This is a genomic window from Pseudomonas palmensis, from assembly GCF_017848315.1.
In the GTDB taxonomy this organism is placed as follows: Bacteria; Pseudomonadota; Gammaproteobacteria; order Pseudomonadales; family Pseudomonadaceae; genus Aquipseudomonas; species Aquipseudomonas palmensis.
This window is the reverse complement of record NZ_JAFKEC010000003.1, coordinates 25,929-40,571: the sequence shown is the minus strand read 5'-3', so window position 1 is coordinate 40,571 and position 14,643 is coordinate 25,929. Positions and strand designations below refer to the sequence as shown.

The 14,643-nt window shown below is 65.7% G+C and carries 17 protein-coding genes; 9 read left to right on the top strand and 8 right to left on the bottom strand.

Annotated features, from left to right (window positions below; all coding sequences use genetic code 11):
• The first annotated feature begins 1 nt into the window (after position 1).
• Positions 2–571 carry a cytochrome c oxidase assembly protein gene (locus JZZ72_RS02675; RefSeq protein WP_043862279.1) on the top strand — a complete coding sequence of 190 codons (570 nt, stop codon included), beginning with the start codon at positions 2–4 and terminating at the stop codon, positions 569–571.
• Between the two features lie 12 nt (positions 572–583).
• Complete coding sequence (locus tag JZZ72_RS02670; protein ID WP_116052455.1) at positions 584–1,471, top strand: cytochrome c oxidase subunit 3; 888 nt, start codon at positions 584–586, stop codon at positions 1,469–1,471.
• 6 nt (positions 1,472–1,477) lie between these two features.
• Here JZZ72_RS02670 and JZZ72_RS02665 read toward each other — a convergent pair whose 3' ends face one another.
• Entirely contained in the window at positions 1,478–1,681 is a 204-nt protein-coding gene (locus tag JZZ72_RS02665; RefSeq protein ID WP_043862281.1) for a twin transmembrane helix small protein, read from the bottom strand.
• Between the two features lie 62 nt (positions 1,682–1,743).
• Between JZZ72_RS02665 and JZZ72_RS02660 the strand changes: the two genes are divergently transcribed.
• The 5 genes from JZZ72_RS02660 to JZZ72_RS02640 are packed head-to-tail and all read left to right on the top strand — an operon-like array spanning position 1,744 to position 5,645.
• Positions 1,744–2,484, top strand: coding sequence for an SURF1 family protein (locus JZZ72_RS02660; protein ID WP_054916032.1), 741 nt, complete (start codon positions 1,744–1,746; stop codon positions 2,482–2,484).
• The gene (locus JZZ72_RS02655; protein WP_210014014.1) at positions 2,450–3,037 is read left to right on the top strand and encodes a hypothetical protein; all 588 of its coding nucleotides are present in this window, start codon (positions 2,450–2,452) and stop codon (positions 3,035–3,037) included. Before JZZ72_RS02660 ends, JZZ72_RS02655 begins: the two co-directional genes overlap by 35 nt.
• Before the next feature lie 12 nt (positions 3,038–3,049).
• Entirely contained in the window at positions 3,050–4,132 is a 1,083-nt protein-coding gene (locus JZZ72_RS02650) for a COX15/CtaA family protein (RefSeq protein WP_210014013.1), read from the top strand.
• Complete coding sequence (gene cyoE, locus JZZ72_RS02645) at positions 4,117–5,016, top strand: heme o synthase (RefSeq protein ID WP_043862285.1); 900 nt, start codon at positions 4,117–4,119, stop codon at positions 5,014–5,016. Before JZZ72_RS02650 ends, cyoE begins: the two co-directional genes overlap by 16 nt.
• On the top strand, positions 5,013–5,645 hold the full coding sequence (locus tag JZZ72_RS02640) for an SCO family protein (protein WP_043862286.1): 633 nt from the start codon (positions 5,013–5,015) through the stop codon (positions 5,643–5,645). The genes cyoE and JZZ72_RS02640 overlap by 4 nt, the downstream gene beginning before the upstream one ends.
• 119 nt (positions 5,646–5,764) lie before the next feature.
• Here JZZ72_RS02640 and JZZ72_RS02635 read toward each other — a convergent pair whose 3' ends face one another.
• The 3 genes from JZZ72_RS02635 to JZZ72_RS02625 are packed head-to-tail and all read right to left on the bottom strand — an operon-like array spanning position 5,765 to position 8,277.
• The gene (locus JZZ72_RS02635; RefSeq protein WP_043862287.1) at positions 5,765–6,538 is read right to left on the bottom strand and encodes a MetQ/NlpA family ABC transporter substrate-binding protein; all 774 of its coding nucleotides are present in this window, start codon (positions 6,536–6,538) and stop codon (positions 5,765–5,767) included.
• Positions 6,539–6,598: 60 nt separating this feature from the next.
• Complete coding sequence (locus JZZ72_RS02630) at positions 6,599–7,270, bottom strand: methionine ABC transporter permease (RefSeq protein ID WP_043862288.1); 672 nt, start codon at positions 7,268–7,270, stop codon at positions 6,599–6,601.
• Positions 7,270–8,277: a methionine ABC transporter ATP-binding protein gene (locus JZZ72_RS02625; RefSeq protein WP_104571738.1), complete on the bottom strand. Its 1,008-nt coding sequence runs from the start codon at positions 8,275–8,277 to the stop codon at positions 7,270–7,272. The genes JZZ72_RS02630 and JZZ72_RS02625 overlap by 1 nt, the downstream gene beginning before the upstream one ends.
• A 218-nt stretch (positions 8,278–8,495) precedes the next feature.
• On the opposite strand from JZZ72_RS02625, the gene katE reads away from it, so the two are divergent.
• Complete coding sequence (gene katE / locus JZZ72_RS02620; protein ID WP_116055263.1) at positions 8,496–10,652, top strand: catalase HPII; 2,157 nt, start codon at positions 8,496–8,498, stop codon at positions 10,650–10,652.
• A 58-nt stretch (positions 10,653–10,710) separates the two neighbouring features.
• Here the strand turns inward: katE and JZZ72_RS02615 are convergent, their stop codons facing one another.
• The 4 genes from JZZ72_RS02615 to zur form a co-directional block, all read right to left on the bottom strand.
• On the bottom strand, positions 10,711–11,424 hold the full coding sequence (locus JZZ72_RS02615; RefSeq protein ID WP_043862291.1) for a PA5502 family lipoprotein: 714 nt from the start codon (positions 11,422–11,424) through the stop codon (positions 10,711–10,713).
• 144 nt (positions 11,425–11,568) lie between these two features.
• Positions 11,569–12,351, bottom strand: a complete 783-nt coding sequence (gene znuB / locus JZZ72_RS02610) for a zinc ABC transporter permease subunit ZnuB (protein WP_043862292.1) — start codon at positions 12,349–12,351, stop codon at positions 11,569–11,571.
• The gene (gene znuC / locus JZZ72_RS02605) at positions 12,344–13,123 is read right to left on the bottom strand and encodes a zinc ABC transporter ATP-binding protein ZnuC (RefSeq protein WP_043862293.1); all 780 of its coding nucleotides are present in this window, start codon (positions 13,121–13,123) and stop codon (positions 12,344–12,346) included. Before znuC ends, znuB begins: the two co-directional genes overlap by 8 nt.
• Positions 13,123–13,605, bottom strand: a complete 483-nt coding sequence (zur, locus tag JZZ72_RS02600; protein WP_043862294.1) for a zinc uptake transcriptional repressor Zur — start codon at positions 13,603–13,605, stop codon at positions 13,123–13,125. The genes znuC and zur overlap by 1 nt, the downstream gene beginning before the upstream one ends.
• 66 nt (positions 13,606–13,671) lie before the next feature.
• Between zur and JZZ72_RS02595 the strand changes: the two genes are divergently transcribed.
• Positions 13,672–14,592: a zinc ABC transporter substrate-binding protein gene (locus JZZ72_RS02595; RefSeq protein WP_054916026.1), complete on the top strand. Its 921-nt coding sequence runs from the start codon at positions 13,672–13,674 to the stop codon at positions 14,590–14,592.
• The last annotated feature ends 51 nt before the right edge of the window (positions 14,593–14,643 follow it).

Here is a 14,643-nt window from a genome sequence, read left to right as displayed (position 1 = left end):
CATGAACGAGCGCACGTCGCTGCGGCGACTGGTGACGCGGCTGATGCTGCTGACCGTGGTGATGTTCGCCTTCGGCTTTGCCCTGGTGCCGATCTACGACGTGATGTGCAAGGCCTTCGGCATCAACGGCAAGACCGGCGGGCAGTACGCAGGCAGCCAGGTCAGCGACCCCACGCGCTCGGTGAAGGTGCAGTTCCTGTCGACCAATGCCAGCGACATGGTCTGGGACTTCTACTCCACCGCCGACCAGATCGACGTCAACCCGGGCGCGGTGAACCAGATGATCTTCGTGGCGCGCAACCCCACCGACAAGCCGATGACCGCCCAGGCCATCCCCAGCATCAGCCCGGCGGAGGCGGCCGCGTACTTTCACAAGACCGAATGCTTCTGCTTCAGCCAGCAGGTGCTGCAGCCGGGTGAGCGCATCGAGATGCCGGTGCGCTTCATCGTCGACCGCGACCTGCCCAAGGATGTGAAACACCTGACGCTTGCCTACACGCTGTTCGATATCACCGCTCGCCAGCCGCCGGTGGCCCACGTGGCCACCCAGACCGTACAGAGCGCCCGATAAGGAGAACGATCCATGGCTGCTCATCAGCACTACTACGTACCGGCGCAGAGCAAGTGGCCGATCATCGCCACCCTCGGCATGCTGATCACGGTGTTCGGCCTGGGCACCTGGTTCAACGACATGAAGGCCGGCCACGAGGACTCCCATGGCCCGCTGATCTTCTTCGTCGGCGCACTGTGCCTGGCCTACATGCTGTTCGGCTGGTTCGGCGCGGTGATCAAGGAAAGCCGCGCCGGGCTCTACAGCCCGCAGCTGGACCGCTCGTTCCGCTGGGGCATGTCGTGGTTCATCTTTTCGGAGGTGATGTTCTTCGTGGCCTTCTTCGGTGCGCTGTTCTACGTGCGCCACCTGGCAGGCCCGGCGCTGGGTGGGGAAGGTGCCAAGGGCGTGGCGCACATGCTGTGGCCGAACTTCCAGTTCGCCTGGCCGCTGCTGCATACCCCCGACCCCAAGCTGTTCCCACCGCCCAGCGATGTGATCGACCCGTGGCACCTGCCGCTGATCAACACCATTCTGCTGGTCAGCTCCAGCGTGACCATCACCATCGCCCACCATGCCCTGCGCAAGGATCACCGCGGTGCGCTGAAATTCTGGCTGGCGCTGACCATCGTGCTGGGCTTGGCGTTTCTCATCCTGCAGGCCTACGAGTACCACGAGGCCTACACCGAACTGGGCCTGACCCTGCATTCGGGGATCTACGGCGCCACCTTCTTCATGCTCACCGGGTTCCACGGGGCCCACGTGACTATGGGCACGATCATCCTGTTCGTGATGCTGATGCGCATCCTGCGCGGGCATTTCAGCGCAGACAAGCACTTCGGCTTCGAGGCGGCCAGCTGGTACTGGCACTTCGTGGATGTGGTGTGGGTGGGGTTGTTCATCTTCGTGTATGTGCTGTAGCCGCGCCTAGAACGGCGCGTGGGACACCAGTTGGCCGCTGTAGAAACCCCAGGCGACCAGCGCCAGGGTGATGGCGGCCAGGCTGACACGGATTTTCAGGGCGGTGAGCAGGCGGGTCGAGTTGTCATCGTCCTTGACCAGAAAGAACAGGCCGCTGAACAGGCTGATCACGGTCGCCAGCAGCATCAGGACAATCGCGGCTTTGAGCATGGCGGTACTCCGGGGGATGCGATGACTACAACAAGTATAGCGACAGCCGTTGCGGGGCCCCGATGAGGCCGTTCCGCCCCGGCCGGGTGCCGACCCTGGTGGTGATGTTGCTGCTGCCGGGGCTGATTGCGCTGGGCTGCTGGCAGTTGGGGCGCGCCGCCGAAAAGCGCGAGTTGCTGGCCACCTATGCAGAGCGCCGGGTGGCAGCGCCCCTGGCCAGCGAGCAGCTGGCGCAGGCGAGCGACCCGGCCTATCGCCGGGTGCACCTGTATGGCCGTTTCGACCGCACCCACAGTGTGCTGCTCGACAACCGCCTGCGCGACGGCCAGGCCGGGGTCGAGCTGCTGCAACCCTTTCACGACCAGGCCAGCGGCCTGTGGCTGCTGGTCAATCGCGGCTGGCTGCCCTGGCCCGACCGGCGTGTGGCGGTGCAGTTCAGCACCCCCGAGACACCGCTTGCCCTGCAGGCCTGGGTCTATGTGGCGCCGGGCAGCACCTTCCAGTTGCACGCCGACCCGCAAGGGGGCCGCTGGCCGCACCTGCTCACGGCGGTGGATGCCGCGCAGCTGTGGCCGCAGCTGGGCCGCGAGGGCTTTGCCCATGAACTGCGCCTGGAACCGGGACCGGCCAGCTACCGGCTGGACTGGCCAGTGGTGGCGATGGGCCCGGAGAAACACCTGGGCTACGCCGTGCAATGGTTTGCCCTGGCCGCGGCGCTGGTTGCGCTGTACCTCTATTTCGGCTGGCACAACGACAAGGAGAACCACCATGGGCGCCGTCATGCATCCATCCGGCACGTCTGAAGTGCCGCGCCGTCGTTGGCGCGGTCGGTTGCAGCTGATTCTGATCCTGCTGGTGGTGGTGGGGCCGATGATGCTCGCCACCGGCATGTACAAGCTGCAGTTCTGGGTGCCGGAAAGCCGCAGCTACCACGGCGAACTGATCGGCAACGGCCAGGGCCGCGCCGAGCTGGGGGTCGCGACCGACGAGGCGCGCTGGCAACTGCTGGTCAGCACCCCTGGTGACTGTGACGCAGACTGCCAGCAACTGGTGTACCTGGCGCGTCAGGTACAGATCGGCCTTGGCCGCGACGCCGCCCGTGCCAGCCACGCGCTGGCCGCCGGGCAACCGTTGAGCGAGGCGTATCAGGCCAGGCTTGCGCGCGAGTACCCGCAACTGCAGCGCTATGCGCTGGAGCTGGCGCAGTACAGCAGGGCCGCCGGGAGCCTGAAGGGCGCGCAGCTGTGGATCGTCGACCCCCACGGCAACCTGGTGTTGCGCTACAACGCACGGGTCAAGGGCAAGGACCTGCTCAACGACCTGCGCCATCTGCTCAAGCTGTCCAACATCGGCTAGGAGGCACGCACCATGGCCAGACCCGGATACCGCCTCGCCGTGTCCGCCACCTTCCTCGCGCTGGTGGTGGTGCTGCTGGGGGCCTATACCCGCCTGACCCACGCCGGCCTGGGCTGCCCCGACTGGCCGGGCTGCTACGGCTTCATCAGCGTGCCCAAGACCGAGGCGCAACTGGCACATGCCGAACGCCACTACCCGGACACGCCGGTCGAGGCCCACAAGGGCCGCAACGAGATGGTGCACCGTTACTTTGCCGGCACCCTGGCGCTGGTGATCGCCATGCTGGCGGTGCAGGCGCTGCGTCGGCACGGGCACAACGGCCAGCCGTACCGCCTGCCGCTGCTGCTGTTGGCGGTGGTGTTCTTCCAGGCCGCGTTCGGCATGTGGACGGTCACCCTCAAGCTGTGGCCGCAGGTGGTCACGGCGCACTTGCTGGGCGGCTTTGCCACCCTGAGCCTGCTGTTTCTGCTGAGCCTGCGCCTGTCGCGCGCGTTCATGCCCCTGCCCGGCCTGCCGCTGCGGCTAAGGCGCCTGGCGGCACTGGCGTTGCTGCTGGTGATCGGGCAAGTCGCCCTGGGCGGCTGGGTGAGCGCCAACTATGCCGCGGTGGCCTGCGTCGACCTGCCGACCTGTCACGGCCAGTGGTGGCCCGAGGCGGATTTTGCCAACGGCTTTCACCTCACCCAGCACATCGGCCCCAACTACCTGGGCGGACAGCTCGACAGCGAGGCGCGTACCGCCATCCATATCACCCACCGCCTGGGGGCGCTGCTGGTCACGCTGGTGTTGCTGACCCTGGCCTGGCAGCTGCACGCTATCGGCCTGCGGCGCCTGGCCAGGCTGGTGCTGCTGGCGCTGGCGGTGCAGGTGGGGCTGGGCATCAGCAATGTGGCGTTCGGGCTGCCGCTGGCGGTGGCGGTGGCGCACAACGCCGGTGGCGCGGCGCTGCTGCTGACGCTGGTGCTGGTCAACTACCGCACGCGCCTGGCCACGCAGCCCAAGGCGCGCAGGGTCAGCCAGGGCTGGCGCCTGACGCCGCTGCGCCCGGTGGGCGTGGTGCATTATCTGGGAGAGAACCCATGGCAACGCTTCTGAACCCCGCGCGCCAGCAGGCGCTGTGGCGCGACTACCTGGAGCTGACCAAGCCCAAGGTGGTGGTGCTGATGCTCATCACCTCGCTGGTGGGGATGTTCCTGGCCACCCGCGCGGGCGTGCCATGGACGGTGCTGGTGTTCGGCAACCTGGGCATCGGCCTGTGTGCGGGTGCCGCGGCGGCGGTCAACCATGTGGTGGACCGGCGCATCGACGCACTGATGGCGCGCACCCACAAGCGGCCGCTGGCCGAGGGGCGCGTCGCACCGCTGGCGGCGCTGGCGTTCGCCTTGCTGCTGGCGGTGCTGGGCATGGTGCTGCTGCTGAGCTTCACCAACGCACTGACCGCCTGGCTGACCCTGGCCTCGCTGCTGGGCTATGCGGTGCTCTACACCGGCTTTCTCAAGCGGGCCACGCCGCAGAACATCGTGATCGGCGGGCTGGCCGGGGCGGCGCCGCCGCTGCTGGGCTGGGTGGCGGTGACCGGGCATGTGGGCGCCGAGCCCCTGTTGCTGGTGCTGATCATTTTCGCCTGGACCCCGCCGCACTTCTGGGCCCTGGCCATCCATCGCAAGGAGGAGTACGCCAAGGCCGATATCCCGATGCTGCCGGTGACCCACGGCGAGCACTACACCAAGCTGCACATTCTGCTGTACACCGCCGCCCTGCTGGCGGTGAGCCTGTTGCCTTACGTGATCCACATGAGCGGGCCGCTGTACCTGGCCTGCGCCGTGGTGCTGGGCGGGCGCTTCCTGCACTGGGCCTGGGTGTTGTACCGTGGCAGTCGGCCGCACGCGGCGATCAGGACCTTCAAGTACTCTATCGCGTACCTGTTCCTGCTGTTCATCGCGCTGCTTGTTGACCATTACCTACTGTTGAACCTATGACTCGAACCCAGAAAACCGTTTTCATCCTCGTTGCCCTGGTCGCACTGATTCTCGGGCTTACCATCAACAAGGTGCTGAGCAATCGCAGCCAGGGCGACCCCACGGCGCTGATCGATGCCGGGATCATCCTGCTGCCGCAGAGCCGCCAGGTGCCGGCGCTGCAGATGACCGACGAGAACGGCCAGCCGGTGGTGCTGGACCAGCTCAAGGGCAAGTGGTCGCTGCTGTTCTTCGGCTACACTTTCTGCCCGGACATCTGCCCGACCACGCTGGCGCAACTGCGGCAGGTCAAGAGCGAGCTGCCCAAGGAGGCGGTGGACCGTTTGCAGGTGGTGCTGGTGAGCGTCGACCCGAACCGGGATACACCGGCGCAGTTGAAGACGTACCTGGGCTACTTCGACAAGGATTTTCGCGGGGTGACGGGGTCGCTGGAGGATACGCAGAAGCTGGCCAATGCGGTGAGCATCCCGTTCATTCCGGCCGATACCAGCAAGCCGAACTACACGGTCGATCACAGTGGCAACCTGGCGCTGCTCGGGCCGGATGGTACCCAGCGCGGGTTCATTCGGGCGCCGTTCAACAACCAGAAGCTGGTGGCGCAGTTGCCGGGGCTGGTCAAGCGCGACTGAAAGCTTCGCGGGTCAAGCCCGCTCCCACAGGTACAACCCTGGTTTCAAGGGCGGTGGAGAACTTGTGGGAGCGGGCTTGACCCGCGATGGGCTGCGTAGCAGCCCTTGGCATTTCTGAATCAGAACGCTGGCTTGACCGCGCCCTTGTACTTCTCTTCGATGAACTTCTTCACTTCAGGCGTGTGCAGTGCTGCTACCAGCTTCTTCACCGCGTCCGAATCCTTGTTGTCCTCGCGGGTCACCAGGATGTTCACATAAGGCGAATCGCTGCCTTCGATGACCAGTGCGTCCTTTTCAGGGTTGAGCTTGGCTTCCAGCGCATAGTTGGTGTTGATCAGCGCCAGGTCGACCTGGGTCAGCACGCGCGGAATGGTGGCAGCTTCCAGCTCACGGAATTTCAGGCCCTTGTCGTTGCCGGTGATGTCCTTCACGGTCGACAGGATGTTGGTGTTGTCCTTGAGCTTGATCACGCCAGCCTTGTCCAGCAGCAGCAAGGCACGGCCGCCGTTGGTGGCGTCGTTGGGGATGACCACGGTGGCGCCCGATGGCAGTTCGTCGAGCTTCTTGAGCTTGTTCGAATAGGCGCCCAGCGGCTCCAGGTGCACGCCGGCAACGCTGACCAGGTGAGTGCCCTTGGCCTTGTTGAACTCGTCCAGGTACGGCTGGTGCTGGAAGAAGTTGGCATCCAGGCGCTTCTCGGCCACCTGCACGTTGGGCTGGACGTAGTCGGTGAACACCTTCACCTTCAGGTCCACGCCTTCCTTGGCCAGCGCCGGTTTGACGAACTCGAGGATCTCGGCGTGCGGTACCGGGGTGGCGGCAACAGTCAGGGTCTCGGCCGCGTGGGCAGAGAAGGCCGCGACGGCGGCAACAGCAGCAAGCAGTCTTTTCATCTAATCGCTCCTTGTGAGGGCCGTTCCGGCCCCCGGCGCGTCGGCGTGGCCGACCCTTGGTTACTTACGGGAAAAATGCACAACCAGTTTGTCGCCGACACTCTGCAGAACTTGAACCAGCACCAGCAGCAGTACCACGGTGACTACCATCACGTCGGTCTGAAAGCGCTGGTAGCCGAAGCGGATGGCCAGGTCACCCAGCCCGCCGGCACCCACCACACCCGCCATCGCGGTGTACGACACCAGGGTGATGGCCGTCACGGTGATGGCTGCGAAGATGCCCGGCCGCGCTTCGGGCAGCAGGGCGTTCATGATGATCTGGCGCGTGGTGGCCCCCATCGACTGGGTGGCCTCGATGATGCCGCGGTCGACCTCGCGCAGGGCGGTTTCCACCAGTCGCGCGAAGAACGGCGTGGCACCGACCACCAGTGGCGGGATGGCCCCGGCCACGCCCAGCGAGGTGCCGGTGATGAGCACGGTGAACGGGATCATCACGATCAGCAGGATGATGAACGGCAGCGAACGCAGCACGTTGACCACCAGCGACAGCAGCGCATACACACGCTTTTCTTCGAACAGCTGGCGCGGGCCGCACAGAAACAGCAGCACGCCCAGTGGCAGGCCCAGCAGTACGGTGAACAGCAGCGAGCCGAACAGCATGATCATGGTATCGATCGTGGCCAGCCAGATTTCGGCCCAGTCGATGTTGGCAAAGAAACTCAGGGCGTCCATCAGCGCAGTACCTCCATATGAACATCTGCCGCAATGAAGCGGGCAAATGCCGCCTCGATGTCGCCACCGGTGATGGCCAGGGTCAGTTGACCGTAGGGGGTGTCCTTGATGCGGTCGATACGCCCGGCGAGGATGCTGTAGTCCACCCCGGTTTCACGGGCCACGGTGCCCAGCAGCGGCGCATAGGTGGCGTCGCCCTGGAAGGTCAGGCGCACGATGCGCCCCGGTACATGGGCAAAGTCGTCGCGCTGTTCGCTTTCGTCGACCTGCTCGTCTTCCTGCACGAAACGCTTGGTGGTCGGGTGCTTGGGGTGCAGGAACACCTGCGCCACCGGGCCCTGCTCGACGATCTGCCCGGCGTCCATCACTGCCACCTGGTCGCACACCCGGCGGATCACGTCCATCTCGTGGGTGATGAGCACGATGGTCAGCTTCAGCTCGCGGTTGATCTCGGCCAGCAATTGCAGCACCGAGGCGGTGGTTTGCGGGTCCAGGGCGCTGGTGGCTTCGTCGCACAGCAGGATCTTGGGCTTGGTGGCCAGGGCGCGGGCGATGCCGACGCGCTGCTTCTGGCCGCCGGACAGCTGTGCCGGGTACTTCCTGGCATGCTCGCTCAGCCCTACCCGGGCCAGCAGCTCGCCGACGCGCTGGTCGATCTCGGTGCGTGACATGCGCCCGGCCAGGGTCAGCGGCAGCGCCACGTTGTCGGCCACGGTCTTGGAGGCCAGCAGGTTGAAGTGCTGGAAGATCATCCCGACCTGCTGGCGGAAGCGGCGCAGGTCGTTGGCGTTGAACGCCGTGACGTCTTCGCCGTCGACGATGATCTTGCCGCCGCTGGGGGCCTCGAGGCGGTTGATCAGGCGCAGCAGGGTACTTTTGCCGGCACCGGAATGGCCGATCAGACCAAACACCTGGCCGTCTTCGACGCGCAGGCTGGTCGGGTGCAGCGCGGGGATGTCCCTACCGGCGACGCGGTAGGTTTTATGGACTTGTTGAAACTCGATCACGTAGCGAACCTTGTGGGGCGCATGAAATAGGGTCAGCTGTTAGCCGGGGGGCGCATTTTAGCCTGTTCGTATATAGGTTCTTAGCATTTATTTCGTGTTTGACCAACGCTTGAGGAATAACGCGATCAGTGGTTGCTCGCTGGTCATTCGAAAGGAACGCCCGGCACTCCTGTCAGTCACTACCTGAAGAGCCCCATCCAGGGGCCCCGCGTACGATGATGAGGAGTTGCAGACCCATGCCCAGCAAGAAGAATGCGCCCCAGGAAAGTCAACTCGCCGGCGCCCAGACGCCCGACAAGGCCAATACCAACGCCAAGCTGCAGAGCCTGGAGCCGTTTCGCAGCGATGCCACCGGCCAGGCGCTGCGCACCAACCAGGGGGTCAAGGTTGCCGACAACCAGAACACCCTCAAGGCCGGTGACCGCGGCCCCTCGCTGCTTGAAGACTTCATCATGCGCGAGAAGATCACGCATTTCGACCATGAGCGCATTCCCGAGCGCATCGTGCATGCCCGCGGCACCGGCGCGCATGGCTACTTCCAGGCTTACGAGTCGCATGCCGCACTGACCAAGGCCGGCTTCTTGCAGGACCCGGACAAGATCACCCCGGTGTTCGTGCGCTTCTCCACCGTGCAGGGGCCGCGTGGCTCGGGCGACACGGTGCGCGACGTGCGCGGCTTTGCCGTCAAGTTCTTTACCGATGAGGGCAACTTCGACCTGGTTGGCAACAACATGCCGGTGTTCTTCATTCAGGACGCGATCAAGTTTCCCGACTTCGTGCATGCGGTCAAACCCGAGCCGCACAACGAGATCCCCACCGGCGGTTCTGCCCACGACACCTTCTGGGACTTCGTCTCGCTGGTGCCCGAGTCGGCGCACATGGTGATCTGGGCGATGTCCGACCGCGCGATACCGAAAAGTCTGCGCACCATGCAGGGCTTTGGCGTGCACACCTTCCGCCTGATCAACGCCGAAGGCGTGGCCAGTTTCGTCAAGTTCCACTGGAAGCCCAAGCAAGGTGTGCATTCGCTGCTGTGGGACGAGGCGCAGAAGCTGGCGGGCAAGGACACGGACTATCACCGCCGCGACCTGTGGGAAGCGATCGAGACCGGCAACTACCCGGAATGGGAACTGGGCGTGCAGATCGTGCCCGAGGCCGACGAGCATAAGTTCGAGTTCGACCTGCTCGACCCGACCAAGATCATCCCCGAAGAGCTGGTGCCGGTGACGCCGCTTGGCAAGATGGTGCTCAACCGCAACCCGGACAACTTCTTTGCCGAAATCGAGCAGGTGGCGTTCTGCCCCGGTCATATCGTGCCGGGCATCGACTTTTCCAACGACCCGCTGCTGCAGGGCCGGCTGTTCTCCTACACCGACACGCAGATCAGCCGCCTGGGTGGCCCGAACTTCCACGAGATCCCGATCAACCGGCCCGTGGCACCCAACCACAACGGCCAGCGCGATGCCCAGCACCGTACCACCGTGCACAAGGGCCGGGCGTCCTACGAGCCCAACTCCATCGATGGCGGCTGGCCGAAGGAAACCCCGCCGGCGGCGCAAGATGGCGGCTTCGAGACCTACCCCGAGCGCATCGAGGCGCACAAGGTGCGCCAGCGCAGCCCCTCGTTCGGCGATCACTTCTCCCAGGCGCGGCTGTTCTTCCAGAGCATGAGCCCGACCGAGCAGGAGCACATCATCAGTGCCTACAGCTTCGAGCTGGGCAAGGTGGAGCGCGAGCATATCCGTGCCCGTGAGGTGAACGAGATTCTCGCCAACATCGACCTCAAGCTGGCGGCGCGGGTAGCGCAGAACCTTGGCCTGCCGGCGCCCAAGACCGGCACCGTGGACGTCAAGCCTCAGTCGCTCAAGGCTTCGCCGGCGCTGAGCCAGATGAACCTGCTGGGCGAAGGCATCAAGGGGCGCAAGGTGGCGATTCTGGTGGCCGATGGCGTGGATGCCACGCTGGTGGACCCGCTGGTGAAGGCGTTGCAGGCCGAGAGCGCCCAAGGCGTGCTGCTGGGGCCGACCTCGGCGCCGGTGAAAACCGCTGCCGGCAAGACCCTGGCAGTAGATGCCTCGATGGAAGGCATGCCGTCGGTGGTGTTCGATGCGGTATGGATCGCCGGTGGCAAGGCCAGCCTGCAGGCCCTGAGCGGCGATGGCGTGGCGCTGCACTTCGTGCTGGAGGCCTACAAGCACCTCAAGCCGCTGGGTACCGACAGCGATGCCAAGGCCGTGCTCGACAAGCTGGGCCTCAAGGCGGATGAAGGCATGGTGGTGGGCAGCGATCAGAAGGCCTACAAGGCGTTGATCGCGGCGATTGCCAAGCACCGGGTGTGGTCGCGGGAAGCGGCCGCCAAGGCCATTCCGGCGTAGTCAAAAAGGCCGGCTCCTGCAGGAGCCGGCCTTGCCGGCGAAGAACGCACCGCCGACATCACTCGGCGCGCCGCGGCGTAAGCACCACCTGCGCCGGCTGGTTGCGATGAATCTCGTGGGCCTGCTGCAAGGCGAAGCTCGCATCGCGCTTGCTTACCCGCTTGGCCAGCAAGGTCTGTAGCCACGGCGCGTCATCACGGCGCGGCACCTGGAACACCACGTCACACTGGTAATTCACCACATCGGTGGCGATGTCATCCAGTTGTCGGCGAAGTTCTTCTATTTTCGTGATTTTCAACGCCACTACGGTGCTCGGCGCCGTGGGGTCGATGACTTTTGCCGGCGGCTTGGCTTCCGCCGCCTTGAGCGCGGCCTCGGCCTTGTCCAGCTCGGCCTTGCGCGCCTGGGTGATGGCGCCATTCACGCCGCCGGTCAGCGCCGGGGCCTTGGGCATCAGCGCACGGGCACGTGCCAGCGCGGTGGCTGCGGCATTCACATCGCCCTTCTGCAGCACGATCTGGCTGCGCTGCAGGTAGGCTTCGGCCAGCTGGCGCTGCATGGGTTCGAGGCGTGCATCGTCCGGCGACTGGGCCTGCAAGGTGGCCAGCTGGTCTTCGGCGGTGGCCAGCTCGCTGCTGGCGATGTTCTGCTCCAGCAGCTGCCAGGCATCGGGCTGCGCGGGCGGCGGCGGATCGACCGGCGCGCTGGAACAGGCGGCCAGCAGCACGGAAAACGCGGCAAGGAGCAGATAACGGGAGGCGAACGGCTTCATTCCTGCGACTCTCTATTTGCGCAAAAAGCGAGCAAGTCTACACCCAGCGCGCTGGCGCGAAAATAACTCTTCAGGATGTAGCGGCGATTAAAATGTCGCAGGGCGCGACCCTGTCGGCCGCACCCTGCCCATGGGGCTGCGCGCTCAGCGCCGGGGCAGCGCCAGGCTCACCAAGAATAGCACTGCCGCACACACCACGATGGATGGGCCGGCCGGGGTGTCCTTGAACCACGACAGGGCCAGCCCGCCACACACCGCCACTACGCCGATCAGGCTGGCGCCCAGCGCCATCTGTTCCGGCGAGCGCGCATGCCGCTGTGCGGCTGCGGCGGGGATGATCAGCAGCGAGGTGATCAGCAGCACGCCGACGATCTTCATCGCCACCGCGATCACCACCGCGATCAGCAGCATCAGCGCCAGGCGCAGCGCAGCCACCGGCAGGCCTTCGACCCGGGCCAGTTCCTCGTGCACGGTCACCGCCAGCAGCGGACGCCACAGCGCCACGATCAGCAACAGGACCAGCGCACTGCCGCCCAGGATCCACGCCAGGTCGCCCGGGCTGATCGCCAGCAGGTCGCCGAACAGGTAGGCCATCAGGTCGATGCGCACATCGTGCATGAAGCTCAGCACCACCAGGCCCAGCGACAGCGTGCTCGGCGCGAGAATCCCCAGCAGGGTGTCGGAGGCCAGCGGCTGGCGCTGCTGCAGGGTTACCAGCAACAGCGCCAGCAACAGGCAGCCGACGGTCACCGCCAGCGTCGGGCTGACGTCCAGCACGAAGCCCAGGGCCACGCCCAGCAGCGCCGCGTGGGACAGCGTGTCGCCGAAATACGCCATGCGCCGCCACACCACGAACGAGCCCAGCGGGCCCGCCACCAGCGCCAGGGCCAGGCCTGCAAGCAGGGCATACAACAGAAAATCAGCCATGCTTGCAGTGGTCTCCGTGTACATGCCCACCAGGGGCCGGGGTGACCACCGACCCGTGCAGGTCGTGGGCGTGGTCGTGATGATGGTGGTAGATCGCCAGGCTTGGCGCGTTGTTGCCGAACAGCTCGACGAAGGCCGGGTCGCCGCTGACCTGCTCCGGGTGGCCCGAGCAGCACACGTGGCGGTTGAGGCACACCACCTGATCGGTGGTGCTCATCACCAGGTGCAAGTCGTGGGAAACCATCAGCACGCCGCAGCCGTAGCGGTCGCGCAGGCGCGTGATCAGGCTGTAGAGCTCGGCCTGACCGGCCACGTCGACGCCCTGTACCGGCTCGTCGAGCACCAGCAGTTCTGGCTTGCGCAGCAGCGCGCGGGCCAGCAGCACCCGCTGCATCTCACCGCCGGACACGGTCTGGATGGGGCTGTCGATGACGTGTTCGGCGCCCACTTCGTTGAGGGCCGCCAGTGCTGTCTTACGGTCAACGCCCGGCACCAGGCGCAGAAAGCGCAGTACCGACAGCGGCAAGGTGGCGTCCACCTGGATCTTCTGCGGCATGTAGCCGATGCGCAGTCGCGGCTTGCGCCATACGCTGCCGGTATGCGGCGCCAGCAGGCCGAGTACGGCGCGCACCAGGGTGGTCTTGCCGGCGCCGTTGGGGCCGATCAGGGTCACGATCTGCCCGGGCTCCACGCACAGGTCGATGCTGTCGAGCACGGCCTGGCCGCCGAAGGTGACGCCCACCTGCTCGAGGCGGATCAACGCGTTGCTCATCAGGCGCTCCGGCAGGTGCCGCACAGACCGACCACTTCGACGGTCTGGGTCTCGACACTGAAACCCACATCATTGGCGCTGGCCACGATGGCGTCGCTGATGGAGGCTTGCTCCAGTTCGATTGCCACGTGGCATTGGCGGCAGATCAGGAACTGGCCCTGGTGGGCATGCTCGGGGTGGCTGCAGCCCATGAAGGCATTGAGCGACGCAATGCGGTGCACCAGGCTGTTTTCCAGCAGGAAATCCAGTGCGCGGTACACGGTGGGCGGTGCGGCGCGGCGGCCGTCCTGCTCGCTGAGCACGGCAAGGATGTCGTAGGCGCCCAGCGGCTTGTGGCTTTGCCATACCAGCTCCAGCACGCGGCGGCGCAGGGCGGTCAGGCGCAGGCCCTGACGCGCGCACAGCGCATCGGCCTCGGCCAGCGCGCTGTGCACGCAGTGGGAGTGGTCGTGGGGACGGTTGGCCAGCGGGGTATTGGGCATGGGCAGCGACGGTTCTGTTGAGAGACGTTATTATGTTACCCGTTCCTGCCCCGATGAGTGCCTATCGTGTCCCGATTTTTTGCCCTTTTTGTCGCTTTTGTCACAAGCAGCCTGTTGATGACCCCGGCGCAGGCCGAGGTTCAGGTGCTGACCAGCATCAAGCCGCTGCAGCTGATCGCCGCAGCGGTGCAGGACGGTGTCGGTACGCCGGATGTGCTGCTGCCACCGGGCGCTTCGCCGCACCATTACGCCTTGCGCCCTTCCGATGTGCGCAAGGTGGGCCAGGTGGACTTGCTGTACTGGATCGGCCCGGACATGGAGGGTTTTCTGCCCCGTGTGCTGGGTAGCCGCAGCAAGCCGACGGTGGCGGTGCAGAACCTGCCGGGCCTGACCTTGCGCCATTTTGGCGAGGACAGCCATTCCCACGCGCAAGACGCCGACGAGCACGACCATGACCACCGCCCAGGCAGCCTGGATGCGCACCTGTGGTTGTCGTCGGTGAACGCGCGGGTGATTGCGGCGAAGATGGCGGCGGACCTGGGCGCGGCCGATCCGCAGAACCAGGCGCGCTACACCGCCAACGCCAAGGCATTCGGCGAGCGCCTGGATGCACTGGATGCGCGGCTCAAGGCGCGGGTGAGCGCTGTTGCGGGCAAGCCGTACTTTGTCTTCCATGAAGCCTTCGATTACTTCGAGGCGGCCTACGGGCTCAAGCACACCGGCGTGTTCAGTGTGGCGGCGGAGGTGCAGCCGGGCGCGCAGCACGTGGCCGCGATGCGCAAGCGCCTGCAGGAAGTGGGCAAGACCTGTGTATTCAGCGAGCCGCCGCTGCGCCCGCGGCTGGCCGAAACGCTGACAGCGGGGTTGCCGGTGACGCTGGCCGAGCTGGATGCGCTGGGCGGCACGATGCCAGCGGATGCCAATGGCTATGAGCGGTTGCTGGAGAACCTGGGGAATGGGTTGGCGGGGTGCCTGGAAAAGCTCTGACCCACTGATCTGTAGGAGCCGGCCTTGCCGGCGAAGGGCTGCGCTGCAGCC

What these genes read in the sequence shown, in the direction of transcription:
- znuC (WP_043862293.1), bottom strand. Translation starts at nt 13,123, where the DNA reads ATGAGCAACGCGTTGATCCGCCTCGAGCAGGTGGGCGTCACCTTCGGC.
- JZZ72_RS02615 (WP_043862291.1), bottom strand. Translation starts at nt 11,424, where the DNA reads ATGAAGCCGTTCGCCTCCCGTTATCTGCTCCTTGCCGCGTTTTCCGTG.
- JZZ72_RS02640 (WP_043862286.1), top strand. Translation starts at nt 5,013, where the DNA reads ATGACTCGAACCCAGAAAACCGTTTTCATCCTCGTTGCCCTGGTCGCA.
- znuB (WP_043862292.1), bottom strand. Translation starts at nt 12,351, where the DNA reads ATGGCTGATTTTCTGTTGTATGCCCTGCTTGCAGGCCTGGCCCTGGCG.
- JZZ72_RS02635 (WP_043862287.1), bottom strand. Translation starts at nt 6,538, where the DNA reads ATGAAAAGACTGCTTGCTGCTGTTGCCGCCGTCGCGGCCTTCTCTGCC.
- JZZ72_RS02670 (WP_116052455.1), top strand. Translation starts at nt 584, where the DNA reads ATGGCTGCTCATCAGCACTACTACGTACCGGCGCAGAGCAAGTGGCCG.
- JZZ72_RS02630 (WP_043862288.1), bottom strand. Translation starts at nt 7,270, where the DNA reads ATGGACGCCCTGAGTTTCTTTGCCAACATCGACTGGGCCGAAATCTGG.
- JZZ72_RS02665 (WP_043862281.1), bottom strand. Translation starts at nt 1,681, where the DNA reads ATGCTCAAAGCCGCGATTGTCCTGATGCTGCTGGCGACCGTGATCAGC.
- katE (WP_116055263.1), top strand. Translation starts at nt 8,496, where the DNA reads ATGAGGAGTTGCAGACCCATGCCCAGCAAGAAGAATGCGCCCCAGGAA.
- cyoE (WP_043862285.1), top strand. Translation starts at nt 4,117, where the DNA reads ATGGCAACGCTTCTGAACCCCGCGCGCCAGCAGGCGCTGTGGCGCGAC.
- JZZ72_RS02650 (WP_210014013.1), top strand. Translation starts at nt 3,050, where the DNA reads ATGGCCAGACCCGGATACCGCCTCGCCGTGTCCGCCACCTTCCTCGCG.
- JZZ72_RS02655 (WP_210014014.1), top strand. Translation starts at nt 2,450, where the DNA reads ATGGGCGCCGTCATGCATCCATCCGGCACGTCTGAAGTGCCGCGCCGT.
- JZZ72_RS02660 (WP_054916032.1), top strand. Translation starts at nt 1,744, where the DNA reads ATGAGGCCGTTCCGCCCCGGCCGGGTGCCGACCCTGGTGGTGATGTTG.
- zur (WP_043862294.1), bottom strand. Translation starts at nt 13,605, where the DNA reads ATGCCCAATACCCCGCTGGCCAACCGTCCCCACGACCACTCCCACTGC.
- JZZ72_RS02675 (WP_043862279.1), top strand. Translation starts at nt 2, where the DNA reads ATGAACGAGCGCACGTCGCTGCGGCGACTGGTGACGCGGCTGATGCTG.